Below are 25,982 nucleotides of genomic sequence, written 5' to 3'. Positions count from 1 at the left end.
TCCTGGGGCTCGATGCCCCTCCTTGTATGGGCTTGTCGAGCCTTATTGACCGACCGCCTCACGCGCCAGGCCAAGCGCTGCCTCGAGGCTGTCGGGGTCGTTGACCGCCAGCCCCTTGCTGCCCTTGGCGATACGCTTGCCCAGGCCGGTAAGCACCTTGCCAGGCCCGCATTCGATGAAGACCGTGGCACCTGCTGCCTCCATCGACTCGACACAGGACGTCCAGCGTACTGGCTGGTAGAGCTGCTCGACCAGACGCGTACGCAGGGTTTCGACATCGGCATGCGCCTGGGCATCAACGTTCTGATAAACGGTATAGCGCGGCGGACGCATGTCGAGATCGGCCATGGCGGCCTTGAGCCGTTCTGCAGCGGGCTGCATCAGAGCACAGTGCGAAGGCACGGAAACCGGCAGCGGCATGGCACGCTTGGCACCCGCCTCCTGGCACAGCGCTATGGCGCGTTCCACGGCGGCCTTGTCGCCGGCGATCACCACCTGCCCCGGGGCATTGTAGTTTACCGCCGCCACTACCTCATGCTGCGCCGCCTCGGCACAGGCCTTTTCAACGGTAGTGTCCTCGAGCCCTAGAATGGCCGCCATGGCGCCCTGACCGAGCGGAACCGCCTCCTGCATCGCCTCGCCACGCAGCCGCACCAGGCGCACGCCATCGGCGAAGCCCATGACACCGGCACACACCATGGCGCTGTACTCACCCAGACTGTGTCCCGCCATGGCACCGGGGCGGGGCCCCTCCAGCTCCTGCCACACCCGCCAGATGGCAACGCTGGCAGTCAGTAGCGCCGGCTGAGTGCGGGCGGTAGCATTGAGGGCCTCATCGGGCCCCTCCTGGACTACTTTCCACAGGTCGTAGCCCAACGCATCGGCAGCTTCCTCGAAGGTCGTCCGCACGACGCTGTAGCGTTCCGCCAGCTCCCGCAGCATGCCTACCTGCTGGGAGCCTTGCCCGGGGAAGACGAGGGCAAGGGGTTGAGTCATGTCGTTCACCATTACTCTTGTTGAGTGCTATCACGCCGGGCATCCAGCTCCACGGCGAGTCGCTCCGGCAAGCCGCGACTGACCTCCTGCACGGCCCGCAACACAGCATAGGAGAAGCCAGTGGCATCAGCACTGCCATGGCTCTTGATCACGATGCCGTCGAGCCCCAGCAGGCTGGCGCCATTGTAGCGCACCGGATCGAGCTCGTTCTTCAACCGGCGCAGCGCCGGCCTCGCCAGCATACCGACCAGACGGCTACCCCAATGCGACTCGAAGGTCGTCTGGACCCGCTCGATCAGCATGCGCGCCAACCCTTCGCTGGCCTTGAGTACGGCATTGCCAACGAAACCATCACATACCACCACATCGGCGGAACCGGCAAAGATGCCGTCTCCCTCAATGAAACCGGTATAGTTCAACGAACCCAGCGTGCCCAGCAACGCATCCGCCTGACGCACCGCTTCACTGCCCTTGGTGCCCTCGCTGCCAACATTGAGCAGCGCCACCCTCGGTGCGGTGAGCCCATCCACGTGGCGCGCCATGACTTCGCCCATACGAGCAAAATCCACCAGTCGCTCCGCGGTGACATCGACATTGGCACCGAGGTCAAGCAGGTAGCAACGCCCGTCGCCGCGGGTCGGAATGGCAGTGCAGATGGCCGGGCGCGGAATGTTCGCCACGGTGCCGAGTGCGCGCCTGGCCAAGGCCATCAGGGCGCCGGTATTACCGGCACTGACACCTGCCGCAGCATCGCGATTGGCCACATGGGCGAGCATCAGCGCCATGCTTGTATCGCCACCGCGCCTGAGCGCATCGGAGGGTCGCTGATTCTGGTGAATCAGATTCGGCGCATGATGGACGGATAGATGCGAACCGGCCGCGGCGAGAGGCCGCGGCAGGTTCTCGAGCTCGGCTGAAAGCTGATCGCCCGGACCGAACAGGTCTATCTCCAGCCCCGGCCAAGCCTGAACGGCTGCTGCCGCGCCATGGACGGCAGCGCTGGGACCGGCGTCTCCACCCATCGCATCGATGGCAATCCGCACGTTCAAGTGCCGACGGTCATCGACAGCGGGTCGACTCAGGCGTCGACCACCTTGCGGCCACGGTAGAAGCCGTCCGGGGAGACGTGATGGCGCAGGTGAGTGGTACCGGTTTCCTTGTCCTGAGACAGGGTCGGTGCGCTCAGGGCGTCGTGGCTACGACGCATGCCGCGCTTGGAACGGGTCTTACGGTTCTGTTGAACTGCCATGGGTGTCACTCCGAAGTGAGACGATAAACAATCAGGATTTGCCCTTGAGGTGACGCAGCACCTCGAAAGGGCTAACGGGAGTCGGCTCGCTCGATACGGCCTCCTCACCGCTGCTCAGCTGGTCGCGCGAGACACGGCAATGCGCCTCGTCGTGGTAAACCACCTGGGGCAGACTGAGGATCAGCTCATCCTCGACTACCTCCAGCAGGTTCAGCTGTTCGTTTTCCACCAGCACCGGCTCATGGGTACTCGGCAGATCTGCCGCCAGCGCATCGCTCGAGACCATGCCCAGCAGGAATTCGCTCTCGACGTGTTGCGCCATGGGCTCGAGACAGCGCCGGCAAGGCAGCTGCAGCTCGGCCTCGAGACGACCGCGAATCTCGCGGCGGCCCTGGGCGTCGATACCGAAATCGAGCCATACCTGGCAATCGCCCGCCTGCGCACCGACCTGTTCGGCCAGGCGCTCGAACTGGTCGAGCGCCATCAAGCCGGAGAGGCTTTCGGCACGTGCGGCGAGCCGATAGGGCTCGACTCTATTGGGAAGTCGTGAGGTCAACATAGGCGCGCAATGATAGGCACTCCCCATCCCCCTGTCAAAGAGGCCCACTCAACAAGTTACAATGCTTTCCTGATTGGCCTCTGCGAAGGCCCCTACCCAACAGCTGCAGGAGCACTCCATGCCTCGACTCGTTCTTGCCTCCGGCTCCCGCTGGCGCCGCCAACTCCTTGATCGACTGGGGATACCCTATGCCTGGGCCAGCCCTGACATCGACGAGACACCACGCCCCGGCGAGACGCCCGAAGCGCTGGTCCATCGGCTGGCACTGGCCAAGGCCGGCCGCGTGGCCGAGGAGCACAGAGAGCACCTGGTGATCGGCTCCGACCAGGTCGCCGTGTTCGCCGGCGAGGTACTGGGCAAGCCGGGAAACGCCGCCACGGCGCGCGCGCAGCTCGCGCGATTCTCCGGCCAGCGGGTCACCTTTCTCACCGGCCTGGCGCTGATCGATACCCGCAACGCACGCCACTGGGTCTGCCACGAGCGCTACGAAGTACTCTTCCGTCGGCTCGGCGACGCCGAGATCGCCCGCTACGTGGAGCGCGAACAGCCGCTGGACAGCGCCGGAAGCTTTCGCATGGAGGGACTCGGCATCGCCCTGTTCGAAAAACTCGAGGGCGACGACCCCAACACGCTGATCGGCCTGCCGCTGATCAGGCTGTGTGCGCTGCTACGCGAAGCGGGCCTCGACCCGCTGGGCGATCAGGGCAACTGGTAACGCACCGGAGAGCGGCTGGATGGTACGCCAAGCCATTCGGCGGCTACCCGACCGAACTGGCGAGACAGGCGCTCGAAGGGATCCAGCCGCGGCGTATAGTCGTGCAGCCGCACCTCGCCGAACAGATCACGGCTCAGGGCATCGATGCTGCTGATTCCATCGATCAATCCCAGCTCCAGGGCTTGCTGCCCGCTCCAGATCAGTCCCGTGAAGAGCCGCTCGTCGTCGACCAGACGGTCGCCGCGCCCCTGGCGTACGGCCTCGATGAACTGACCATGGGTGGTATCCATCACCGTCTGCCAGAACTCACGCTCTTCAGGTGCGACGGGCGAAAACGGATCGAGGAAACCCTTGTTCTCCCCGCTGACGTAGATGCGCCGCTCTATTCCCAGATTGTCGATTGCCTCCTCGAAGCCGAAGCTGGCGAAGATGACGCCGATCGAGCCCACCAGACTCGCCGGTGCAGCAATGATCTCGTCAGCCGCCGCTGCCATGTAGTAGGCACCGCTGGCACCCACGTCCTCGATCACCGCAATGATGGGCTTGTCGCCCTCCTCACGCAGGCGCAGGATCTCGTTGTAAACGCGCTGGGACTGCACCGGACTTCCCCCTGGGCTGTCGATGTGCAGCACCACGGCGGCGGCATTGGTCGCGTCCCAGGCCCGGTTCAGCCCTTCGATGATGCGCTCGGCGCTGGCCGGCGACTCGCTATCGATCACGCCATGCACCGTGACCACCCCCAGATGCTGACGCTCCGGCTCCCGGGAGAGGTCGCCGAACAGGCTATAAAAGGTAGCGGCCAGCGAGGCCAGGATCAGTGCAGCGAAGAAAAAGCGGAAGAACAGCTTCCAGCGTCGTGAGCGGCGCTGCTCGACCAGCACCCCGCCGATCCAGCGGTCGAGCATCTCCTGCTGCGCCAGGCGCTGGCGCTCGTGCAGCACTTCGGCGCTCTCCGCCGCCGGCGCCGGCTTCTCGCGCTTCGCCTGTTGCACCTCGCTCGCCTGCTCAGGGGTCAGCTCCGGCCCCTCGGTCCAGCGGTCTTCTCGCTTGTCATCACTCATTTAAGTCGTCTTCCTTTCACCTGCTATTGGTTCAACCAATCGAACAGCTCGGTTACCGCCTGGGCAGTATAGACAGGACGGCTCGCCGCCAGCCGCTCGGGGGCATGCACACCCCAGGTCACTGCAATCCGATCCATGCCCAGAGCACGGGCCATCTCGAGGTCGTATTCGGTGTCTCCCACCATCACGGCCTCCTCGACCGGCACGTCCAGCTCGACCAGCAGCTCCTCGAGCATCTGTGGGTGCGGCTTGGAGCGGGTCTCGTCGGCGGTACGGCTAGCGTGGAACCAGTTGCCACTGCCGCTCTCACGGAAGATCCGATCGAGTCCGCGCCGACTCTTGCCGGTAGCCACGGCCAGCCGCCGCCCCTGCTGCTCGCGCAGCGTGGCAACGCCAGCCTCGACCCCGGTGAAGAAGGACATCGGGGTGCTATCGCCTTCGACAAAATGGTGCGCATAGCGGCTACGCAGCAGCTCGAAGCGCTCGGCATCGATCCCCGGGCACAGCCGATCGATGGCCTCGGGAAGCCCCAGGCCGATGATGTCGCGCACCGCATCGTCCTCGAGATGCCCCCAGCCAGCATCGCGTGCCGCCGCCTGCATGCAGGAGACGATACGGGCAGCGGAGTCCATCAGGGTGCCGTCCCAGTCGAAGATCACCAGTCGGTAGCGCATGTCAGCTCCGCCTCAAAGGAGACCAGTATGAAAGTATGTCAACGGGTAGCGCGAGCACGCGACAGCACCGCCTCGAGCTCATCGGGCAGAGGTGCGCGGATCTGCACCGGTCGGCCGCTGCTCGGTTCGGGGAAGGTCAGCGACTCGGCATGCAGGAACAGGCGCGACAAGCCCAGATGACGCGCCAACGACGCCCCTTCACGCGAGCCGTACTTGTCGTCGCCGAGCAGGGGGAAGCCGGCATGGGCGGCATGCACGCGGATCTGGTGGGTGCGCCCTGTCACTGGCTCGGCCTCGATCAGGGTGGCCTTGGGGAATGCCTCGCGAACGGCGAAGCGGGTTCTAGCCACCTTGCCCGCTGCATCTACACGCACGCGACGCTCGCCATTGCCGGCATCGTAGCGATCGAGACGGGCACTGACAAACTCTCGGCGCGCAGGCCAGCGCCCCGCTACCAGCGCCAGGTAGCGCTTGTCCATCTGATGATTCTTGAGCGCCTCGTTGAGCGTGAGCAGCGCCGGGCGCGACTTGGCCAGCAGCAGGCAGCCCGACGTATCGCGATCGAGGCGATGGACCAGCTCGAGGAAGTCGAGGTCCTCTCGCACCTGGCGCAGCGCCTCGATCAGGCCGATCTTGACGCCGCTACCGCCGTGCACGGGCAGGCCGGCCGGCTTGTTGAGCACCAGCCAGCCCGGCCCTTCCACCAGTACGCTGCCGGCCAGCAGGTTGCGCAACCCTTCGCTGACCTGTTTGACTGCCTCACGCGGAGCCAGCCTGAGCGGCGGAATACGCACGAGGTCGCCTACCTGCAGGCGATAATCGGCCTTCACCCGCTTCTTGTTTACCCGCACTTCGCCCTTGCGCACGATGCGGTAAACCAGCGTTCGCGGCACGCCTTTCAGACGTGTTATCAGGAAGTTGTCGACCCGCTGGCCCGACTGACCTTCGCCCACTTCCACCCACTGTACGTCGTGCCCCTCGGCCATGACATTCCTGCTGAAAATCCGTTGTGAGGCAGCATTCTAACGTACTCGACGACGCGCTGCGCCAATTGCTGCCGATTACCAATACTGCTATATTGCCAGCTCGCTCGGATGGATCCCTTCGGTCCCATGGCGCCTGCACGACAGACACGCAGGCCGGAGCGACGAAATCGGGTAGCGATGACCACCATACAATGGGTCCCGCCGCCGACGAGTGATTGAAGCAAGATAGACGCAAGAAAAGTAGACAAGTAGTGACGCCACGCCCGGACCCGACTCGCGACAGTGACAAGCGAGCGGTGGCCACGGGAATCGTTCCACATCGTGCCGGTGGCCGGCGTTGGCGAATCGATGAATGCCAGGTGTCTGGCGGTGACCGCAGGGCCGGATGGGAGAAGCCCCACCGAGACATGTCTTGCCTCCGCCACGTACTCAACATGATCATGTCGTGCTGGTCCCTTTTCAGGCACCGGCACGATCGGGCGCCACTGTGCATCCGCGACATGCGCTGAGCACAAGCACGCAGCACCCAGAGGTTCGCCTTCTTCGAAGCCTACCGGCGCGTCCAGTTTGCGAGACAACATGAAACGGATGCTCATCAATGCGACCCAGCCCGAAGAGCTGCGCGTCGCGCTGGTAGATGGACAACGCCTGTATGACCTGGACATCGAGTCGGGTGCCAGGGAACAAAAGAAAGCCAATATCTATCGCGGCAAGATCACCCGCGTCGAGCCCTCCCTCGAAGCCGCCTTCGTCGACTTCGGAGCCGATCGTCACGGTTTTCTTCCCCTCAAGGAAATTTCCCGCGAATACTTCCTGAAGGACTCTTCGGGGCGCCCCAGCATCAAGGAGGTGCTCAAGGAGGGTCAGGAAGTCATCGTCCAGGTCGACAAGGAGGAGCGCGGCAACAAGGGTGCAGCGCTGACCACCTTCATCAGCCTGGCCGGCCGCTTCCTTGTGCTGATGCCTAACAACCCACGTGCCGGCGGTATTTCGCGTCGCATCGAGGGCGATGAGCGCACCCAGCTCAAGGAGGCCATGGGCCAGCTCACCGTGCCAGAGAAGATGGGCGTGATCGTGCGCACTGCCGGCATCGGCCGCAGCAGCGAAGAGCTGCAGTGGGACCTCAACTACCTGGTCCAGGTATGGGAATCGATCACCGAAGAGGCCGGCAAACGCCCGGCGCCTTTCCTGATCTATCGCGAGTCGGACGTCATCATTCGCGCCATGCGCGACTACCTGCGGCAGGATATCGGTGAAGTCCTCATCGACAATTCGACGGTGCATGAGCGCGCCTTGGCGTTCATTCGCCAGGTCATGCCCTCGTATCAGCAGAAGATCAAGCTCTACGCTGACGAAGTCCCGCTGTTCTCGCGCTTCCAGATCGAATCCCAGATCGAGACCGCCTACGAGCGCGAAGTGAAGCTGCCTTCCGGCGGCTCCATCGTCATCGACCACACCGAGGCGCTGGTCTCCATCGACATCAACTCGGCGCGCGCCACCCGCGGCAGCGACATCGAGGAAACCGCACTCCAGACCAACCTCGAGGCGGCCGATGAGATCGCGCGCCAACTGCGCCTGCGTGACATCGGCGGGCTGGTGGTGATCGACTTCATCGACATGAGCCCGGCGCGCAACCAGCGCGAGGTCGAGAACCGCATGCGCGACGCGCTCAAGCTCGACCGCGCGCGGGTACAGATCGGTCGCATCTCGCGTTTCGGCCTGATGGAGATGTCGCGCCAACGCCTGCGCCCGTCGCTGGGCGAGACCAGTGGCGTGGTCTGCCCGCGCTGTAACGGCCAGGGCACCATTCGCGACGTGCGCTCGCTGTCGCTGTCGATCATGCGCCTGATCGAAGAAGAAGCGATGAAGGAGCGCAGCGCTCAGATTCGCGCCATTCTGCCAGTGCCGGTCGCCACCTACCTGCTCAACGAGAAACGTGCAGTACTGGCGGACATCGAGAAGCGCCAGGGCGTACGCGTTCTGGTGCTGCCCAACCCTGATATGGATACGCCGCACTACGACGTACAGCGTCTGCGTGACGACCATATCGAAGAGGAAGGCGAACAGGACAAGTCCAGCTTCGAGCTCTCGGTACATACCGAGATTGGCAAGGAGCCGGACACGAGCATTGCCAAGCCGATTGCCCGCACCGAGGCGGCCGTCAAGACGGTGATACACAACGAGCCAGCACCGGCTTCCCTGCAACAGGAGCCGGCCCCGCAGCCGCCCGTCCCCAGGGCTGCGGCTCCTGCTCCCACGGCTGCGGCCCCTGCTGCCGGCGTACTCGGTCGCCTGTTGAAGGGCGTCAGCAAACTGCTCGGCGGCGCCGAGAGCGATACGACCACGCCGGCAGAGCCGCGCAAGCCGTCCTCTCCCCCGCCGGCCCGCAGTAGCGATGATGAGCGCGGCGAGCGCAACGGCCGCCAGCGGCGGCGTACCCGCGGCGACTCCCAGGACGACGGTCGCAATCAGCGCGGCCAGGCCCGCCAACAGGAGAGCACTCGCAGCGACTCATCGCGCCAGGACACTGGCCGTGAAGGACGCGTCGAGGGTCGCGTTGAAGGTCGCAATGAAGGACGCGTTGAAGGTCGCAATGAAGGACGCGGCGGTCGCGGCCGCAATCAGGCGCGTGCCGACAAGCCCCAGGCCGACGAGGGACGTCAAGGCAGGTCTCGCAGTCGTGACGAAGCTCCTCGTCGCCAGAAGGCCGAGCCTCAGGAAAAGCCCGCCGAACAGACGGCCGAGCCGACCGTAATCGACGATGGCAAGCCCAAGCGTGCGCGCAACAATCCGCGCAACCGCTCGCGCCAGCACGCCATCAACCCGCAGGCGGAAGCCGAGCAGAAGCGCCTGCAGGCCGAAGCGCCAATTCAGTCTGAAAGTGGCGACGAGCCGCCCAAGGCAGACGCGCCCAAGCCGACCGAGAAACCTGCTGAGACAGTGGCGCCCGACGAGCAGTCGAAAGACGAGCAGACTAAACCAGAGCAGGCCAAGGCCGACGCGCCCAAGCCGGTGGAGAAGCCCATCGAGCCGGTGACGTCCGAGCAGCCGAAAGCCGAGCAGACTAAACCGGAGCAGGCCAAGGCCGACGCGCCCAAGCCGACCGGGAAGCCTGCTGAGACAGTGGCGCCCGAGCAGCCGAAAGCCGAGCAGCCCAAGGCAGACGCGCCCACGCCGGTGGAGAAGCCCACCGAGCAGCCGAAAGCCGAACAGCCCAAGGCCGACGCACCCAAGCCGGCGGAGAAGCCCATCGAGCCGGTAACGCCCGAGCAGCCCAAGGCAGACGCGCCCACGCCGGCGGAGCAGCCCACTGAGCAGCCGAAAGCCGAACAGCCCAAGGCCGACGCACCCACGCCGGCGGAGAAGCCCATCGAGCCGGTAACGCCCGAGCAGCCGAAAGCCGAACAGCCCAAGGCCGACGCACCCAAGCCGGTGGAGAAGCCCATCGAGCCGGTAACGCCCGAGCAGTCGAAAGCCGAACAGCCGAAAGCCGAACAGCCCAAAGCAGACGGACCCAAGCCGACCGAGAAGCCTGCTGAGCCCGCGAAGGTAGAGCAAGAGCAGCCCAAGCCGGAGGAAGCCAGCAGCGAGCCGGTAGAGGAGTCGCAGGCTGCCTCTCGCCGTCGGCGTCGCGCGCATAACGACCCACGCGAGATCCGTCGGCGCGAGCAAGAGGGACAGAAAGGCAGCCAGGGCTGACACTAGCCCGCCCGCAAGCAAATGGCCCGCGCAGTTCAAAGTGCGCGGGCCATTTTTATTTGGCGCTGTTACTTTCTGCTCAGCTCCTTGGCTACCCGGGGTGTTCGCTATGCTGCATATTGATGCTCAGGCTAGCCTGGGTTCGCGTTCCAGCACCACTCCGAAGCGGGCCTGAACCTGCTCGACCACACTGTCGGCAAAGGCCAGCAGCTCGGCGCTGCTGCCTCCCCCGAAGTGAACAAGCACCAACGCCTGGCGGTCATGCACGCCGAAGTGGCCGCTACGCCAGCCCTTGAGGCCACAGCGATCGATCAGCCACCCAGCCGCCAGCTTGATGCACCCATCTGTCAGCTCGAAATAAGGCATGTCGGGCCATGACGACAGCATTTCCTCGGCCTGCTTCCGCTCGACGATGGGATTCTTGAAGAAGCTGCCGGCATTGCCCAGCTCTGCCGGGTCAGGCAGTTTCTCGCGGCGAATGGCACATATCGTCTCGGCCACCTCGAGCGGTGTGGGCTGCGCCCCCACCCGCTGGGCCAAATCGCCATACGCCAGGCGCGGGGATGCCAGCCGAGACAGACGCAAGGTCAAGCCGGTAATGACGACCTTGCCATCCAGTTCACTCTTGAAGATGCTGTCGCGGTAGCCGAAAGCACACGCTTCGGGAGTCAGCACTGCACTGCGACCATCCTCCACGAACAGCACCTGCACCGCCTCGAGCACCTCGCCCAGCTCGACGCCATAGGCACCGATATTTTGGATCGGCGCGGCGCCACAGGTTCCCGGAATCAGCGCCAGGTTCTCCGTGCCCCACAGCCCACGGCCGGCCAAGGCCATGACCAGTGAATGCCATTCGACCCCTGCCCCGATGTGTACCAGAACGTCGTTGCCCTGCTGCTCCAACCACCAATGCCGCAGCGCCGGCTGAATCACTAGCCCCGCCAAGCGCTCTGGCAGGATCAGATTGCTGCCACCGCCCAGTAAGGTCAGGGGCCAGTCCTGCTCGGCCGCCAGGCACAGCAGTCGGCGCAGCGACCCACTGGTGGCTGGTGCAGCGAAGCGCTCGGCACGGCACGGCAATCCCAGGGTATTGGCCAAGCTCAAGTCCTGATCGACCAGGATGGTACCGCTCAAGGCCGCCGCCCTTCGAGCCGTTGGGCAATATCCTCGACCAGACCACGCGAGGCGGACTCGATAAGGTCCAGTACCTCCTCGAAACCCCGTTCGCCGCCGTAGTAGGGGTCGGGTACCGGGCGGTCGACATGGCCGGCAAAGTCGAGAAAAAGACCAATGTGCGCTCGGCACCCGTCAGGGCAGTGTCGACGCAGGGCCGCCAGGTTGTCGTGATCCATGGCGAGCAGGTAGTCGAAGCGCTGAAAATCCTCTGCCGCCAGTTGGCGTGCGCGCAGCTCGCTCAAGTCGATACCGCGTCGGCGAGCGGCTTCCGCAGAGCGCGGATCGGGCGACTTGCCCACGTGCCAGTCGCCGATTCCGCACGAATCGACCTCGACACGATGCGCCAGCCCTGCCAACTCGAGCTCCCGACGAAACGCTCCTTCAGCGGTGGGTGAGCGACAGATATTGCCGAGACAGACGAATAGAACGCGCATGGCCCCCTCCTGGTTCACGGATTCACAGATAGCAATGCCCTGACACGCTCCAGGTCCTCGGGCGTGTCGACGCCGGCCGGATTGGGCTCGGCAGCCATCGCCACCTGGATGACATGGCCATGGTGAAGCGCACGGAGCTGCTCCAACTGCTCCAACTGCTCCAGCGTCGAGGGACTCCAGTCGCGATACTCGGCCAGAAAAGCGGCACGGTAGGCATAGAGACCGATATGACGTAGCCAGGCATCGGTCTCGAGCCACTCGGGGCGCACGGTGAACGACTCGCGATCCCACGGGATGGGGGCACGCGAGAAATAGAGAGCACGACCGGATAGAGCCCGCACCACCTTGACCACGTTGGGATTGAACAGCGCCTCGACGTCGGCAATAGGCTCGGCAAGAGTAGCGATGGAGGCGCCCGGGTCATCATGCAGCCGCATGGCGACCTGATCGATCAAACGCGGCGGGATCAGCGGTTCGTCGCCCTGGACGTTGACCAGCACGGCATCGTCGGCGAGCCCCAGACGATCGGCGACCTCGGCCAGTCGGTCGGTACCGGTGGGGTGATCGGCCCGGGTCATCACCACCTCGGCACCCAGCGGCAGCAGGGCATCGCGTATGCGGGCATCGTCAGTAGCCACCACCACGCGACTGGCTGCACTCTCGCTCGCACGTCGCCAGACATGGGCCACCATGGGCTCACCGGCAATCTCGAGCAAGGGCTTGCCCGGCAGGCGCGAGGAGCCGAAGCGTGCCGGAATCACTGCGATGAAGGCGTTGTCCCGCTTCATTCAAGCCTCCCCGGTGCGACCGGGAGAAGGCGGTAACTTCTCGTCGACCTCCATCCGCCGTGCCTCTTCGGGCAGCATGACGGGAATGCCGTCGCGCACCGGATAGGCCAGGCCGTCATAGTGACACAGCAGCTCCTGGGCATCGCGGTCGTACTTGAGCCTGCCCTTGCACAGCGGGCAGACCAGCATGGCCAGCAGTTCCTTGTCCATCGTTTCACCTCTATCATCCACGAGTTTCATGCCTCACCCATTCGACCATACGGTCATCGCAGCCCTGCCAGGCGCCTGTCCAGCCAAGCCACGAAGTCCGCCGGTGGCTCAGCTTCGACCTCGAGCACCCAGCCCTGTTCGAGGGCCATGGTGTCGCACTTCTCGGCATCCTTGGCCGTCATTACCACTGGCAGATCATCGCCGAAGGCCAAGTCCTGCGGCGCGAAACGATGATGATCGGCAAAGGCATGCGGCTTTACCTCCATACCCAGCGTCACCAGGGTATCGAAGAAGCGCACGGGATTGCCGATGCCCGCCACGGCATGCACCGGCCCTTGGAAAGGCAGCGGCTCCAGGGGGAACACCATGCCGTCCGCCAGCGAACGCCAGCGTGCCGGGGCCAGGTGAAAGGTCCAGGCCCCGGCGGGAGGCGCGAAAACCGGCACTCCGTTGATCAATACCGCATCGACTTCGTCCAGGCGCGTCAGCGGCTCACGCAGGGGACCCGCCGGCAGGCAATGCCCGTTGCCGAAGCCACGGCGGCCATCCACCACCACCAGTTCAAGGTCACGCCCCAGCGCCAGATGCTGCAAGCCATCGTCACTGAGCAGGATATCGCAGCCCTGCTCGATCAAAGCCCTGGCCCCACGCGGGCGGTCGGGGTCAACCACCACCGGCAGGCCGGTCTGACGCACCAGCATACGCGGCTCATCGCCGCTCTGGGCGATGGGGGTATGGGTCGTGACATGCAGGGGATAGCCTGCGCCCTGCCCCGCCTCGCCTCCATAGCCCCGTGACACGATGCCTGGCCGCCAGCCTTGTTCGCTCAGGTAGCGCGCCAGCCATGCGACCAAAGGTGACTTACCCGTACCGCCCAGGGTCACGTTGCCGATCACGATCACCGGCACTTCGGCTCGCCATACCTTGCGGCGCCCATCACGATAGGCCGCAGCGCGACGCGCCATCGCCCATCGATACAATGCCTCGAGCGGCCTCAGCGCCCTGAGCCAGCCGGCATCGCCATACGCGGCCTGCAGCCAGCGCTCGCCCAGGCCGTAATTCATGACACCGGGGCTTCCTGGAACTGCAGTCGGTGCAACGCGGCATAGGCACCATCCCGCGCCAGCAGGTCGGCATGGTTGCCCTGCTCGACGATCCGGCCTTGCTCCATCACCAGGATGCGGTCGGCACGCTCGATGGTGGAAAGACGATGGGCAATGACCAAGGTGGTACGTCCACGACAGACTACCTCGAGTGCCTGCTGGATGTAGCGCTCCGACTCGGTGTCCAGAGCCGAGGTGGCCTCGTCGAGGACCAGCAGGGGCGAGTCCTTGAAGATTGCTCGGGCAATAGCAAGGCGCTGACGCTGTCCACCGGAGAGCATCACGCCGTTATCGCCGACGATGGTGTCGTAGCCATCAGGCAACCGCTCGATGAATTCGTGGGCATAGGCCGCCTTCGCCGCCGCCTCTATACTGCCGGGCTCGGCCTGCGGCACGCCATAGGCAATGTTCTCGGCCACGCTGGCGTTGAACAGGGTGACCTGCTGCGACACCAGCGCAATCTGGCGGCGCAACGGTGCCAGGCGGTATTCGTCGATGGGTACATCGTCGATCAATACCTGACCGGTGGTGGGGCGATAGAAGCGTGGCAACAGTCCGGCCAGGGTCGACTTGCCGCTTCCGGAGCGCCCCACGATGGCAATCATCTCGCCTGGCTCGATGACGACGTTGATATCCTTGAGTACCTCGGGCTGATCCTCGCTGTAGCGAAAGCGCACCCCACGCAGCTCGACCCGCCCCTGAAGGCGCTCGGGCTCGCGAGTACCCTCGTCGAGTTCGAGCGGCACCTGCATCAGGCCGAACAGCTCACCGGCCGCGGCGATGCCCTTCTGGATCTCGCTGTTGATCTCGGTAAGCTGGCGTACCGGCTTGGCCATCAGCGAGGCGGCGGTGATGAAGGCAACAAATTCACCGGGCGTCATGTTGTCCAGCAGTGCCGGCGACATCGCCAGCCATACCAGCACGGCCAGCGACACGGCGATCAGCAGTTGGATCACCGGTGTGCTGATCGCCTTGGTCAGGGCTTCCTTCATCTTCTGCTGACGGTTGTAGTCGCTGGCACGGGCGAAGCGCGCCTTCTCGAAGGCCTCGGCACCATGGGTGCGCACCACGCGATACCCCGTGAGGGCCTCGGAGGCCACGTGGGTCACGTCGCCCATGGAGTCCTGGATACGCTGGGAGATACGGCGGAAGCGCTTGCTGGCATAGCTCACCACGCCACCGATCATCGGCGTCACCGTAAGGAACAGCAGGGTCAGCATCCAGTTGGTCCACAGCAGGTAGGCCAGCAGGCCGATCACGAAAAGCCCTTCACGCAGCAGGATGGTAATGGCATTGGTCGCCGCCCCGGTGACCTGCTCCACGTGATAGGTGACCCGCGAGATCAAATGGCCGCTGGAGTGGGAGTCGAAGAACCGCCCTGGCAGGTGCAGCATGTGATTGAACACGTTGCAGCGCAGGGCATGCACCACGTTGCGTGCCACGTTGCTCATGAAATAGGTGCCGAGGAAGGTACCCACCCCCCTGGCGGCGAACATGAGGACCACGAACAGCGGCAGAAAAAGGCGAAAGGAGGCATCCGGGTTCTGAATGCCATCGATGAGCCGCTTCATCATTTCGGCCAAGGCAGTGCTGGAGGCCGCATAGATCGTATAGCCGACGATCGCCACGGAAAAGGAGATCCAGTGGGGCTTCACGTATGCCAGCAACTGCTTGTACAGGGTCCAGCCCGAGTGTTGGGTCCGGTCTTGAGTCACGGTGTCTCCGCTTGCGTGGATGTTGCCTGTGTTTCGCGCGTGGCGATGCGAACCTGGCGGATACCTAGCATCCCCGCCTGATCCAGTGCCCTCACCACGTCGGCATGTACCGCTCGGGCATCTGCCTCGACCACCAGCCCGTGCAGCCTGGCCTGCTCGGCCTCAGCTGCGAGCGCCTCGCCAAGTTCAGCGACGGCGAGTTCACGCTCGCCCAGCCGATAGTGCCCCTGCTCGGTCACCACCAGCGTGACCGGGGAAATCTCGAGATCGACCCCCGCAGCGCTCTCGGGAAGCGTGAGTTCGAGCGCCTGCCGGGTCTCGAAGGTGGTCGATACCATGAAGAAGATCAGCAGCAGGAAGACCACGTCGATCAGCGGCGTGAGGTTGACCTCCACCGGGTCGCGACGACGACGCGTGAACCTCACGAGCCGCGGGTCTCCGCACTCGAATACTCGCCCTCGCGCTGTTCCTGGAACCCTACCTCTCCACGGTAGTGGGCGAGAAACTCGACTACCTGTCCGGCCTGCTCCTCCATGCGCACCGTGATCTCCTCGACCCGGCGCAGGAAATAGCGATGAAACATCAGTGCCGGAATCGCTACGGTGAGACCCGCTGCAGTGGTGACCAAGGCACGCGAGATACCGCCGGCCAGTTCCGCAGTACGCCCGGCGCCATCGGCCGAAACGATCACTGCGAACACTTCGATCATGCCCACCACGGTGCCCAGCAGCCCGATCAGCGGGGTGATGGCGGCGATGGTGCCCAAGGGACTCAGGAAACGCTCCATGTCGTGGATAACGGCGGTCGCCGCCTCCTGTAGCCGCGCCCTGACCTGCTCGTGCCCCAGGCGCGCATTGCGCAGCCCGGCAGCCAGCACGCCGCCCAGGGGCGAGTGGCTCTCCAGCCAATAGAGATTGACCTGGCCGCGCGCCACCAGCGAGCAAACCTCCTGACCCAGACCGTAGGGTGCGATACGCTTGGCACGCAGGGTCCAGAGGCGCTCGATGATGATCACCGTCGCCAGCAGCGAACATCCCAGCAGTGGGATCATCAGCCAGCCGCCGGCGATGAGCGCATCCATCATGTCCATCGATTTCCCCTCTTCACGCAACGACCGTCGCGATCAATGGCGCGATTCTACCGCATGGCACCTGCCTTCGACACCGCCTCGGCGCCAAGGCATGCCACGCACGGCGTGAAGCGACAGCGGCTCTTCGCGGCCCATCCAGAAAGTCACGGCACCATCCAGAGCGGTGCTCCACTGACAGCTGCCGGCGCGACGGAAGCGTCGTACCACTTCGTCGTGAGGATGCCCGAAGGCGCTATGGCGGGCAGCACTGTAGACCACGTGGCGTGGCGTCAGCCACTGCACCAGTTGCGGCCCCGAGCTGGTGTGGCTGCCGTGATGTCCTGCCACCAGCAGGGTGACGGGAAGCGTGACATCCCGCAGGAACCTGCGCTCGACCTCACGCCCCACATCGCCGGTGATCAACAGTCGATCGCTGCCGGCCGTCACTTCCAATACGCAGGAGCGATCGTTACTGGAAAGATGTTCCGTCTCCTCCGGCGGCCAAAGCACCCGATAGGACACGCCATCCCGCTGCCAGGCCTGACCTCGCAGGCAAGCCTCGAAGGGTGCGCCGATCGACTCGCCGGGCGGTGCCAGGAAGCTCCCCACGCTATGCTGCGCGGCGAGGACGGCCACGCCACCGGCATGATCGAGATCGTCATGGCTGACCATCACCTCATCGAAGCGCTGCCCCGCCGGCCACAACGAACCCAGCGGCGCAAAACCCGATGCGAAGCGGGGCCCGGTATCATAGAGCAAGCGATAGTTGGCACTGCGCAGTTCGATCAACTGGCCCTGACCGACGTCCTGTACTCTGACCCTCAGAGCACCCGGTTCCGGCACGGGTGCCGTCAACCCCAGCATGGCCGGCACCAGTATCAGCGTAGCTCCCAGACGCAGCGCCCTGGCCAGGCCGGGAAGCGCCCACAGCAACGCCACGAGACCAAGCATCAGCGCCAACGGCAAGACCTGTTCCGGGGCGGGCCACCACAGCGGCAAACGCTCTACGGCCAGTTCGAGCAGTTCCATCAAAAGCCGGGAGGTACGTTCGAACAGCCACCAGCACAGGCTGCCGAGATAGGGCAAAGGCGCAAACAGCCAACCCAGCAGGCCGAGAGGTACCAGCAGCAAACTTACCAACGGCACCGCCACCAGGTTGACCAGCGGCGCCGCAGGCGCCAGCCGGGCGAAAGCCAGCAGCACAGCGGCCGCCATCAGTGGAGCCAGCAGCAACTGTGTGCGAACCAATCCCCAGCCCCAGCCGGATATCCCCCGCGGACGCGGCCGACCCTGCCAGATCAGGATCAACAGCGCTACGGCCAGGAAAGAGAGCCACAGCCCGGGGCGCCAGACCGACAGCGGATCGAGCAGCACCACCAGCCCCAAGGCCAGCCACCATGCCTGCCAAGGCCCCGGCGCATGCCTTCCACTGGCCACCCATAGCCCCACCACGGTCATGATCATGGCACGCATGGCCGGTGGCTGAAGCCCCGCCAGCCAGGCATAACCGACGGCTGCGGCGGCTGCCAGCCACCACGGCCAGACCGTCATTCGCCACCGGCGCGGCATGACCAAGCGAGCCAGGCCGCGCGCCACCAACAGCGTGAAGGTTGCCACCAGCCCCACGTGCAGGCCGGAAATCACCACCAGATGGGTCGTGCCACTGGCATTGAGCAGATCCCAGTCGTCACGCTCGAGCCGTTCACCCGCACCCAGGGTCAGGGCGGCCAGCCAGCGCAGAGCCTGCGGGGAAAGTTCCTGATCGTCGAGGTGACCGAGTGCACGTTGGCGCAGCGATACTGGTGCCACCGCTAGCCGCTCGGCGGCGGGCTCGCTGCGCACATAGCCGGTGGCCTGGATACCCTCTCGCCATAGCCAGGCGCCATAATCGAAGGTGCCGGGGTTGGCGAAACCCGCCGGCGGCCTCAGCCGCACGGTCATGGTCCAGCGCTCTCCGGCCTGCATCTCGGGCGCCTGATAGTAACTGAGCCGCACTCGACGCAGGGTATCGCACGGCAGCCTGCCGGCAGCCAGTGGCCGGCACGCGTCGACCCTCATCATTAAGCGGCTGAGTCGCCCCTCATCCTCGACGGACTCGATGCGTCCCTCCAAGGCAAGGTCGGTTCGCAGCAGCCCGTCGGGCAGCACGGCGCCCCTGGCCAGCAGAACCTGCGTTGCCGTAGCAACAATCACCATCGCCAGCCCGGCCGCACGCCAGTGTCCGCGAGCCAGCACAATCAACAGGCACAAGGCCCAGGCCTCGCTCAGCCCGGGCGGTGCCCAGTATCCCAATCCCACCCCGACCAGTGCCGCCAGCGCCAGCGGCATCGCCATGCCCAGTCGCACTCCCTCGCCCTCTCCCTTCCCAGCCCCGGACTGGCTCATCCCGTTGAGGCATATTCCGCCCCCAGCATGGCGACCCGCCTCTCATACATGGATAATACCCGGGTCCCGAAGCAGCGAGCCAATCCGACATGCCGCGCCGATTCCTGCAGCGCTACATGCCCAATCCCGAGACGCTCAGGCGCCAGCGTTCGCTGCGCTTCATGAGCCGTTTGATCGGCGATCCCGGGCTATGGGTGCTCTCCCGGCGCACCGTGGCCAACGCCTTTTCCGTCGGCCTGTTCAGCGCCATGCTGCCGATCCCTTTCCAGATGGTGGTCGCCGCCTTCGGTGCCTGGATCCTGCGCTGCAATCTGCCGCTCTCCGTGGGTCTGGTGTGGATAACCAATCCCCTGACCATGCCGTTGATCTTCTACGGCAACTACCGTATCGGTGCCTGGCTGATGGATACCCCGGCACGAGAAGCGCCTACCCGTGTCTCGACCCGCTGGATCGCCGAGCGCATGGCCGACATTCTGCCTGCCCTGGCGCTGGGTTCGGTGGTAACGGCCATCGTGCTGGCCATCGTGGGCAACTTGCTCGTACGTCTGGTATGGCGCTGGCACATCTCGCGCAGCTGGAAGCAGCGTGCCACGAAGCGCCGGCTTCGCCGTCTCGAGATGGAGGAATGAGCCTCCGCTGAAACGGAGGCTCGGAGGGAGACCCGGAGCCGGCCGGGCTCAGTATTGCTCGGTGAGACGCCCACCATCCAGCTTCATCACCCGATCCTGATGAGCGGCAAGCGAGGGGTCATGGGTCACCACCACGAAAGCGCACTCAGTAGTACGTGCCAGTTCGTCCATCAATGCCAGGATGCTGGCTGCGGTACTCTGATCCAGGTTGCCGGTAGGCTCGTCCATCAGTACCAGGCTGGGGTCGGTAACCAACGCCCGGGCGATGGCCACCCGCTGGCGCTCACCACCCGAAAGCTCGCCCGGCTTGTGATCCGCGCGGTGCGCGATACCCACCCTATCCAGCAAATCGCGTGCCCGCACCTCGGCGACCTTCTTGCGCTGGCCGCGAATGATCAGCGGCAGTGCAGCGTTCTCAAGTGCCGTGAACTCGGCCAGCAAGTGGTGAAACTGGTAGACGAAACCGATGTGGCGGTTGCGGAACTTGCCCAGCGCCGCCTCACCGAGGTCCAGCAGCGACTCGCCGGCAATCGCCACCTCGCCTCGCGTCGGGCGATCCAGCCCCCCCAGCAGATTGAGCAGCGTGGTCTTGCCCGAGCCCGAGCTACCCACCACGGCAACACGCTCCCCGGCGCGCACTTCGAGGGAGAGCCCGTCAAGCACGGTGACGTCCTGGGGACCCTCATGATAGATCCGGGTCAGGTCACGGCACGCCAGCATCACCTTGCCACTGGCCGTGCGTTGCATGAGATCTTCCTTGTTCGCGGTGGCTGAATCACTCATAGCGCAGTACCTCCGCAGGCTGCACACGCGAGGCGCGCCAGGCCGGATAGAGAGTGGAGAGGAAAGTCAGGCCGAAGGCGGCGGCCACGATATCGCGAACGTCGTCCCAGTGCAGACGTGACGGCAGGTCGCTGATGAAATAGACCCCGGCGTCGAGGAACTGGATGCCGAGCCCCGACTCCACCCAGCCGATGAGGTCGGAAACCGTCAGGGCCAACAGGATGCCGAGCCCCACACCGATGGCGATACCGATCACCCCGATTGCCATCCCTTGCACCACGAAGATGCCCATGATCGAGCGCGGCGTGGCACCAATGGTGCGCAGAATGGCAATGTCGGCATGCTTGTCGGTCACCACCATGACCAGGGTCGAGACGATGTTGAAGGCCGCCACGGCGATGATCACCGTCAACAGCAGCGCAATCATGCGCTTCTCCATCTGGATCGCCTGGAACAGGTTGCCGTGGGAGAAGGTCCAGTCGATACCGCGGTAACCGGTTCCCAGTTCGTTGACGATGGCACGGGTCTCGCTACCGGCGACGAACAGGTCATCCAGCTCCAGGCGCAGCCCGCCCACGGCATCCCCTAGCCGTGCCAGGGTCTGCATGTCCTCGATGTTGGCATAGGCCAGGTTGGCATCAAGGTCGGCGCCAACGCTGAAGATGCCGCTCACCGTGAAGCGCTTGAGACGCGGGAAGACGCCGGCCGGCGTAATCGACGCCTCGGGTACCAGCAGTGTGACCCGGTCACCCACGCCGACCCCTAGATGGCGCGCCAGCAGCGAACCCAGCACGATGTTCCACTCACCCGGCTGCAGGTCGTCGAGGCTGCCCTGACGCATGTGGCGGCCGATGATCGAAACGCGATCCTCCCACTCGGGGTGAACGCCGTTGACCATGGCACCCTCGTTGCGCCCGCTCACCGAGAACATCCCCTGCTGCTGGACATAGGGCGCGGCACCGATCACCCGTTCGCGCTGCATCAGCTGTTCGGCCAGGGCTTCCCACTCGACCAGGCCGCTACGCGACTCGATCTTGGTGTGCGGGACCATGCCGAGAATACGGGTGCGCAGCTCGTGGTCGAAGCCGTTCATCACCGAGAGCACCAGGATCAGCACGGCCACGCCCAGCATCAGGCCCAGCATGGAGGTAAGGGATATGAAGGAAATGAAGTGGTTGCGGCGCTTGGCGCGCACATAGCGCAACCCGATCAGCAGTGGCAGGCGGTCGAGCATCATCGCGTTCCTTGTCAGAGGTGGCCATGGTACGGTTTTTTGCGCCGCGCTGCATCGGCTGCGTGTGGATTGCCCAATGCTTGCAACATTGCCGGCGCGCGCCTACATTGCGCCGACTCGATACCCGGCACCGTCTTAAGACGCGACTCAAGAGGCTTCGTTCATGGCCAATCGCCTGCTCCCCGAATGGCACCCCCAGGATGCCGTCCAGCTCACCTGGCCCAGCCCCACCGGCGACTGGGCGCCGCTGCTCGAGCGCATCGAGGCCACCATGGAAGCGATGGTGGTCGCCATGGCACGCTATCAGCACGTGCTGATAGCGGTTCCCAATGCCGCTACCCGAAATCATCTCACGCAGCGTTTCGCCAATCTTGGGGTCGACCCCGCACGCTTGCAGTTGGTGGTAGCCGAGGCCGATGACACCTGGGCGCGTGACCATGGCCCCATCGCCATCGAACGCGATGGCCATCCCGTGCTGCTCGACTATGTCTTCACCGGCTGGGGCGGCAAGTTCGAGGCCGACCGCGACAACCGGCTTACACGGCAACTGGCCGAGGCCGGCGCCTACGCCAGCCCGGTCGAGAGTCGCGACATCGTGCTCGAAGGCGGCGCCATCGACACCGATGGAGAAGGCACCCTGCTCACCACCGAGGCCTGCCTGCTCAACCCCAACCGCAACCCGCATCTGGATCGCGAAGCGGTTGAGACGCTGCTCAAAGCCGATTTCGGCATCGAGCGGGTGCTGTGGTTAGCCAACGGCCACCTGGAAGGTGACGACACCGACAGCCACATCGATACCCTGGCACGCTTCTGCGACACCGCCACCATTGCCTACGTACGCTGCGACGACGAAGCCGACCCGCACTATCCGGCCCTGGCTGCCATGGAAGCCGAACTCCAGGCATTCCGCCGCGCCGATGGCGAGCCCTACCGCCTGGTCCCGCTGCCCTGGCCGCGGCCCTGCCTCGACCCGGTGGATGGCCATCGACTGCCGGCCACCTATGCCAACTTTTTGATCGTGAACTCGGCGGTACTGGTGCCTGTCTATGGCGATGCCGCCGACAGCCGAGCGCTGGCCGCCCTGGCCGGAGCCTTTCCAGGCCGCGATATCGTGCCGATCGATTGCTTGAGCGTGATCCGCCAGCACGGCAGCCTGCACTGCCTGACCATGCAGCTCCCCCGGGGCAGCCTGAACGCCGCTACACAGCAAGGAGAGACATCATGACCCGCACCCTGAAGGTCGGCCTGGTCCAGCAGCCCGCCTGGCCCGACAAGAGCAAGAGCCTGGCTGAGAGCGAGGCCGGCGTGCGCGAGCTGGCAGCAGCCGGTGCCGAGCTGGTGCTGCTCCAGGAGCTGCATGCCACGCATTACTTCTGCCAGTACGAGGCCACCGAGCTGTTCGACCTGGCCGAGCCGCTGGACGGTCCCACCGGCCAGCGGCTGGCAGCACTCGCGGCCGAGCTCGGCATCGTGCTGGTCGGTTCGCTGTTCGAACGACGCGCCCCGGGGCTCTACCACAACACCGCCGTGGTCTACGACCGCGACCGCGGCCAGGTAGGCGTCTATCGCAAGATGCACATCCCCGACGACCCGAGCTTCTACGAGAAGTTCTACTTCGCCCCGGGCGACCAGGACGACAGCCGCAAGCAGGGTTTCCAGCCGATCGACACCTCGGTCGGCCGGCTGGGACTCTTGGTCTGCTGGGACCAGTGGTACCCGGAAGCGGCGAGATTGATGGCACTGGCCGGTGCCGAAGTGCTGCTCTACCCCACCGCCATCGGCTGGAGCCCCTCTGACGACGATGCCGAGAAGGCGCGCCAGAAGGAAGCCTGGACACTGATCCAGCGCAGCCATGCGGTGGCCAACGGGCTACCCGTGATCGTGGCCAATCGCGTCGGCCATGAGCCGGATCACTCCGGTATCGGCGAAGGAATCGACTTCTGGGGCGGTAGCTTCGTCGCCGGCCCCCAGGGGGAGCTGCTGGCCCACGCCGGCACCGAGGCCGAGCGCATGCTGGTGACCCTCGACATGAGCCGTGGCGAGGACGTACGGCGCATCTGGCCCTACCTGCGCGATCGCCGCATCGACGCCTATGGCGACCTGACCCGGCGTTATAGGGATTGAGATCTCCTGCCGTAAAACACGCACCAGCGTAAGCGGCGCGGGGGGCAGGCCCATAACACGAAACCCACCGCTGCAGAGGCATGCGGTGGGTTTTTCTGTTTGCAGCCGAGCTCAGGCGTCCGGCGCTTTCCAGAAATCGCGGATCGAGGCGATGCCTTGGGCGCCCACGGCGCGGGCATGGTTGGCATCGAAGCGAGTCATGCCACCGAGCGCGAATACCGGCATGGCAGCGCGCTCCACCAACTGCTGGAAGTCGTGCCAGCCCATCGGCGCCACTTCAGGATGCGACGGCGTGGTACGCAGCGGCGACAGGGTGACGAAATCGCAACCGATGCGGGCCGCCTGGTCGAGCTGCTTGCGATCATGGGTCGATGCCGCCAGCCACTTGTCCTCTGCGATAGGACGACGCTCGAGATTCATCAGCCGTTCGCTGGTCAAATGGATACCGTCGGCATCGACCTGCCCCAGCAGAGCGGGATCGGCATTGAGCAATAGCTGTGCGCCGTGCCGGCGGCAGAGCGCCAGAGCCCTCTCGGCACGCGCGATGTAGGCAGCCTCATCGAGATTCTTCGCACGCAGCTGTACCAGGCGTACAGCATCCTCGATCAGTGCCCGCTCCAGGCACGCGTCGAATACCTCCTCATCGGCCTCTTCCGCCGTGATCAGGTATTCTGTCGGCAGCATTACGGCCTGCAGGATCGGCAGGTTGGCCGCCGGGAAGGGGTAGTTGACCAGCTCGTCGAGCGGCACCCAGCGCACCGCCTGCCCTTCGCGCCCGAACGGTTCGCCACTGAACTCATGCACCTGCCAGACATCGAGCAGAATATGCTTGTCGGGGTATTCGTGGTGGACACGAATCAGCGGCTGAGCGCGCTTGATCTCTACCCCGAGTTCCTCGTGGAGTTCACGCTTGAGACCTTCCAAACCGGTCTCATAGGGCGCCAGCTTGCCCCCCGGAAACTCCCACAGGCCACCATGATCGACATTGGAGGGGCGGCGGGCAATCAGCGCCTTTTGACCATCGCCGCTGATGATGGCAGCAGCCGCCACGTGCACCCTTCTCTTCACCATTACGTTCATTGACTCCTACCCGCTTGTCCACGCCGTCACGAGCGGCGCAGGGTGATGTTCTTGCGTCGCAGCCTTGTCCATCTGCGATCGTCTAGCTGCGATAGTCGGCGTTGATGCTGACGTAATCGTGGGACAGGTCCGAAGTCCATACCGTAGCGCTCTCCTCGCCTCGCCCCAGCGCGATACGAATGGTGATCTCCTCTTCGCGCATCACTCGGCTCCCCTGATCCTCGGTATAGCCGGCGGCCCGGCCGCCATTCTCCACCAGCCTCACATCGCCCAGGTCGATGATCACCCGCTCGACATCGAAGTCGCTAACCGGGGCACGCCCCACCGCTGCCAAGATACGCCCCCAGTTGGCGTCAGAGGCGAACAGCGCCGTCTTGACCAAGGGTGAGTGGGCCACGGTAAAGGCGACTTCCAACGCCTCCTCTCGACTCGCCGCCTCGGATACCTGCAGTGTGACGAACTTGGTGGCACCCTCGCCATCACGAATGATCGCCTGCGCCAGCTCGGTCATGACCCGCTGCAGGCCGTTGCGGAACACGGCAATCTGCTCGTCACTGACCACTTCGGCGCCACGCCCTGTGGCGATCAGCATACAAGCGTCGTTGGTCGAGGTGTCGCCATCCACGGTAATGCAGTTGAACGAGCGATCCACCGTCTCGCGCAGCAACGAGTCGAGCAGCGGCTGTTCGATGGCGGCATCTGTCGCGACGAAGGCGAGCATGGTGGCCATATTGGGCTTGATCATGCCCGAGCCCTTGCTGATGCCGTTGATGGTCACCGTGCGCTCGCCCATCTCCAGGGTCACGCTGGCCCCCTTGGCTCGGGTATCGGTGGTCAGGATACCCTCCCCGGCCTGCTGCCACGACTCGCCGTCTGCCCCCAGCGATTCCAGCGCCGCCGGCAGGCCAGCCAACAGCCTCTCCATGGGCAGCGGCTCGCCGATGACACCGGTGGAGAATGGCAACACGCTGTCTTCCGCCACGCCGGCGAGCCTGGCAAGTTCCATACAGGTCGCCCTGGCGTCGCGCAGGCCGATCTCACCGGTGCCGGCATTGGCATTGCCGGTATTGATCACCAGCAGGCGAGCGCCCTCGCCACGCGCCTGGCAGGCGGCCAGATTCGCCTTGGCCACCGTGACGGGGGCAGCGCAGAAGGCATTGCGGGTGAAGCTGCCTGCTACCCGGGCGCCCTCGGGAATCTCGATCACCACCAGGTCGCGCCGTCCCGGCTTCTTGATGCCAGCCATGGCGGTGCCCAGACGCAGCCCTTCGATGGCCGGCATGGCCGGAAAACGTGTGTCACCCACTGCCATG

25 protein-coding genes are annotated in these 25,982 nt (G+C 64.9%); 5 read left to right on the top strand and 20 right to left on the bottom strand.

Features of this window, described 5'->3' with window-relative positions:
- Nucleotides 1–42 precede the first annotated feature (42 nt).
- From fabD to SPH52_RS04685, 4 genes are read right to left on the bottom strand one after another with little or no spacing between them, the layout of a single operon-like run.
- Complete coding sequence (gene fabD / locus SPH52_RS04700) at nt 43–996, bottom strand: ACP S-malonyltransferase (protein ID WP_411793834.1); 954 nt, start codon at nt 994–996, stop codon at nt 43–45.
- Between the two features lie 11 nt (nt 997–1,007).
- Nucleotides 1,008–2,039 carry a phosphate acyltransferase PlsX gene (gene plsX / locus SPH52_RS04695; protein WP_411794103.1) on the bottom strand — a complete coding sequence of 344 codons (1,032 nt, stop codon included), beginning with the start codon at nt 2,037–2,039 and terminating at the stop codon, nt 1,008–1,010.
- A 35-nt stretch (nt 2,040–2,074) separates the two neighbouring features.
- Nucleotides 2,075–2,245, bottom strand: a complete 171-nt coding sequence (rpmF, locus tag SPH52_RS04690; RefSeq protein WP_021820795.1) for a 50S ribosomal protein L32 — start codon at nt 2,243–2,245, stop codon at nt 2,075–2,077.
- A 31-nt stretch (nt 2,246–2,276) separates the two neighbouring features.
- On the bottom strand, nt 2,277–2,804 hold the full coding sequence (locus SPH52_RS04685; RefSeq protein WP_411793833.1) for a YceD family protein: 528 nt from the start codon (nt 2,802–2,804) through the stop codon (nt 2,277–2,279).
- A 118-nt stretch (nt 2,805–2,922) separates the two neighbouring features.
- Here SPH52_RS04685 and SPH52_RS04680 point away from each other — a divergent pair, with 118 nt between their 5' ends.
- The gene (locus SPH52_RS04680; protein ID WP_411793832.1) at nt 2,923–3,519 is read left to right on the top strand and encodes a Maf family protein; all 597 of its coding nucleotides are present in this window, start codon (nt 2,923–2,925) and stop codon (nt 3,517–3,519) included.
- Here SPH52_RS04680 and sppA read toward each other — a convergent pair.
- Genes sppA through SPH52_RS04665 form a run of 3 tightly spaced genes read right to left on the bottom strand, consistent with a single transcriptional unit; the run spans nt 3,504 to nt 6,240 of the window.
- Nucleotides 3,504–4,580 (bottom strand): signal peptide peptidase SppA, encoded by a 1,077-nt coding sequence (gene sppA, locus SPH52_RS04675; RefSeq protein ID WP_411793831.1) that lies wholly within the window; start codon nt 4,578–4,580, stop codon nt 3,504–3,506. The two genes, SPH52_RS04680 and sppA, sit on opposite strands and share 16 nt — an antisense overlap.
- Nucleotides 4,581–4,603: 23 nt before the next feature.
- Nucleotides 4,604–5,254 (bottom strand): HAD family hydrolase, encoded by a 651-nt coding sequence (locus SPH52_RS04670; RefSeq protein ID WP_411793830.1) that lies wholly within the window; start codon nt 5,252–5,254, stop codon nt 4,604–4,606.
- A 38-nt stretch (nt 5,255–5,292) separates the two neighbouring features.
- Complete coding sequence (locus SPH52_RS04665) at nt 5,293–6,240, bottom strand: RluA family pseudouridine synthase (protein ID WP_411793829.1); 948 nt, start codon at nt 6,238–6,240, stop codon at nt 5,293–5,295.
- Between the two features lie 579 nt (nt 6,241–6,819).
- Between SPH52_RS04665 and rne the strand changes: the two genes are divergently transcribed.
- Complete coding sequence (gene rne / locus SPH52_RS04660) at nt 6,820–9,939, top strand: ribonuclease E (protein WP_411793828.1); 3,120 nt, start codon at nt 6,820–6,822, stop codon at nt 9,937–9,939.
- Between the two features lie 126 nt (nt 9,940–10,065).
- Here the strand turns inward: rne and murB are convergent, their stop codons facing one another.
- From murB to SPH52_RS04615, 9 genes are read right to left on the bottom strand one after another with little or no spacing between them, the layout of a single operon-like run.
- On the bottom strand, nt 10,066–11,073 hold the full coding sequence (gene murB / locus SPH52_RS04655) for a UDP-N-acetylmuramate dehydrogenase (RefSeq protein ID WP_411793827.1): 1,008 nt from the start codon (nt 11,071–11,073) through the stop codon (nt 10,066–10,068).
- Nucleotides 11,070–11,549, bottom strand: a complete 480-nt coding sequence (locus tag SPH52_RS04650) for a low molecular weight protein-tyrosine-phosphatase (RefSeq protein WP_411793826.1) — start codon at nt 11,547–11,549, stop codon at nt 11,070–11,072. Before SPH52_RS04650 ends, murB begins: the two co-directional genes overlap by 4 nt.
- A gap of 14 nt (nt 11,550–11,563) precedes the next feature.
- A complete protein-coding gene (gene kdsB, locus SPH52_RS04645) occupies nt 11,564–12,337 on the bottom strand; it encodes a 3-deoxy-manno-octulosonate cytidylyltransferase (RefSeq protein ID WP_411793825.1) in 774 nt (257 codons plus the stop codon).
- Nucleotides 12,338–12,547, bottom strand: a complete 210-nt coding sequence (locus SPH52_RS04640; RefSeq protein ID WP_411793824.1) for a Trm112 family protein — start codon at nt 12,545–12,547, stop codon at nt 12,338–12,340. It abuts the gene before it with no gap.
- A 53-nt stretch (nt 12,548–12,600) separates the two neighbouring features.
- The gene (gene lpxK / locus SPH52_RS04635; protein WP_411793823.1) at nt 12,601–13,611 is read right to left on the bottom strand and encodes a tetraacyldisaccharide 4'-kinase; all 1,011 of its coding nucleotides are present in this window, start codon (nt 13,609–13,611) and stop codon (nt 12,601–12,603) included.
- Complete coding sequence (msbA, locus tag SPH52_RS04630; RefSeq protein ID WP_411793822.1) at nt 13,608–15,365, bottom strand: lipid A export permease/ATP-binding protein MsbA; 1,758 nt, start codon at nt 15,363–15,365, stop codon at nt 13,608–13,610. The genes lpxK and msbA overlap by 4 nt, the downstream gene beginning before the upstream one ends.
- Nucleotides 15,362–15,790 carry an ExbD/TolR family protein gene (locus SPH52_RS04625; RefSeq protein ID WP_411793821.1) on the bottom strand — a complete coding sequence of 143 codons (429 nt, stop codon included), beginning with the start codon at nt 15,788–15,790 and terminating at the stop codon, nt 15,362–15,364. Before SPH52_RS04625 ends, msbA begins: the two co-directional genes overlap by 4 nt.
- Entirely contained in the window at nt 15,787–16,455 is a 669-nt protein-coding gene (locus SPH52_RS04620; protein ID WP_411793820.1) for a MotA/TolQ/ExbB proton channel family protein, read from the bottom strand. Before SPH52_RS04620 ends, SPH52_RS04625 begins: the two co-directional genes overlap by 4 nt.
- Before the next feature lie 33 nt (nt 16,456–16,488).
- Nucleotides 16,489–18,768, bottom strand: coding sequence for a DNA internalization-related competence protein ComEC/Rec2 (locus tag SPH52_RS04615; RefSeq protein WP_411793819.1), 2,280 nt, complete (start codon nt 18,766–18,768; stop codon nt 16,489–16,491).
- A 140-nt stretch (nt 18,769–18,908) separates the two neighbouring features.
- On the opposite strand from SPH52_RS04615, the gene SPH52_RS04610 reads away from it, so the two are divergent.
- The gene (locus SPH52_RS04610) at nt 18,909–19,448 is read left to right on the top strand and encodes a DUF2062 domain-containing protein (protein WP_411793818.1); all 540 of its coding nucleotides are present in this window, start codon (nt 18,909–18,911) and stop codon (nt 19,446–19,448) included.
- Between the two features lie 48 nt (nt 19,449–19,496).
- On the opposite strand, the gene SPH52_RS04605 is transcribed toward SPH52_RS04610, so the two are convergent.
- Together SPH52_RS04605 and SPH52_RS04600 are read right to left on the bottom strand one after the other, a co-directional pair.
- The gene (locus SPH52_RS04605) at nt 19,497–20,231 is read right to left on the bottom strand and encodes an ABC transporter ATP-binding protein (RefSeq protein WP_411793817.1); all 735 of its coding nucleotides are present in this window, start codon (nt 20,229–20,231) and stop codon (nt 19,497–19,499) included.
- Nucleotides 20,224–21,465 (bottom strand): lipoprotein-releasing ABC transporter permease subunit, encoded by a 1,242-nt coding sequence (locus tag SPH52_RS04600; RefSeq protein WP_411793816.1) that lies wholly within the window; start codon nt 21,463–21,465, stop codon nt 20,224–20,226. Before SPH52_RS04600 ends, SPH52_RS04605 begins: the two co-directional genes overlap by 8 nt.
- A gap of 163 nt (nt 21,466–21,628) precedes the next feature.
- Here SPH52_RS04600 and SPH52_RS04595 point away from each other — a divergent pair, with 163 nt between their 5' ends.
- Complete coding sequence (locus SPH52_RS04595; protein WP_411793815.1) at nt 21,629–22,690, top strand: agmatine/peptidylarginine deiminase; 1,062 nt, start codon at nt 21,629–21,631, stop codon at nt 22,688–22,690.
- Entirely contained in the window at nt 22,687–23,589 is a 903-nt protein-coding gene (locus tag SPH52_RS04590) for a carbon-nitrogen hydrolase (protein ID WP_411793814.1), read from the top strand. The genes SPH52_RS04595 and SPH52_RS04590 overlap by 4 nt, the downstream gene beginning before the upstream one ends.
- Before the next feature lie 111 nt (nt 23,590–23,700).
- On the opposite strand, the gene SPH52_RS04585 is transcribed toward SPH52_RS04590, so the two are convergent.
- Nucleotides 23,701–24,660, bottom strand: coding sequence for a Nudix family hydrolase (locus SPH52_RS04585; RefSeq protein ID WP_411793813.1), 960 nt, complete (start codon nt 24,658–24,660; stop codon nt 23,701–23,703).
- Nucleotides 24,661–24,751: 91 nt separating this feature from the next.
- Complete coding sequence (argJ, locus tag SPH52_RS04580) at nt 24,752–25,981, bottom strand: bifunctional glutamate N-acetyltransferase/amino-acid acetyltransferase ArgJ (RefSeq protein ID WP_411793812.1); 1,230 nt, start codon at nt 25,979–25,981, stop codon at nt 24,752–24,754.
- Between the last annotated feature and the right edge of the window lies 1 nt (nt 25,982).

It is taken from the genome of Halomonas sp. A29, assembly GCF_046723295.1.
Taxonomy (GTDB): Bacteria; Pseudomonadota; Gammaproteobacteria; order Pseudomonadales; family Halomonadaceae; genus Halomonas.
The sequence above is the reverse complement of the archived record's forward strand: the minus strand, read 5'-3'. Positions and strand labels throughout refer to the sequence as shown.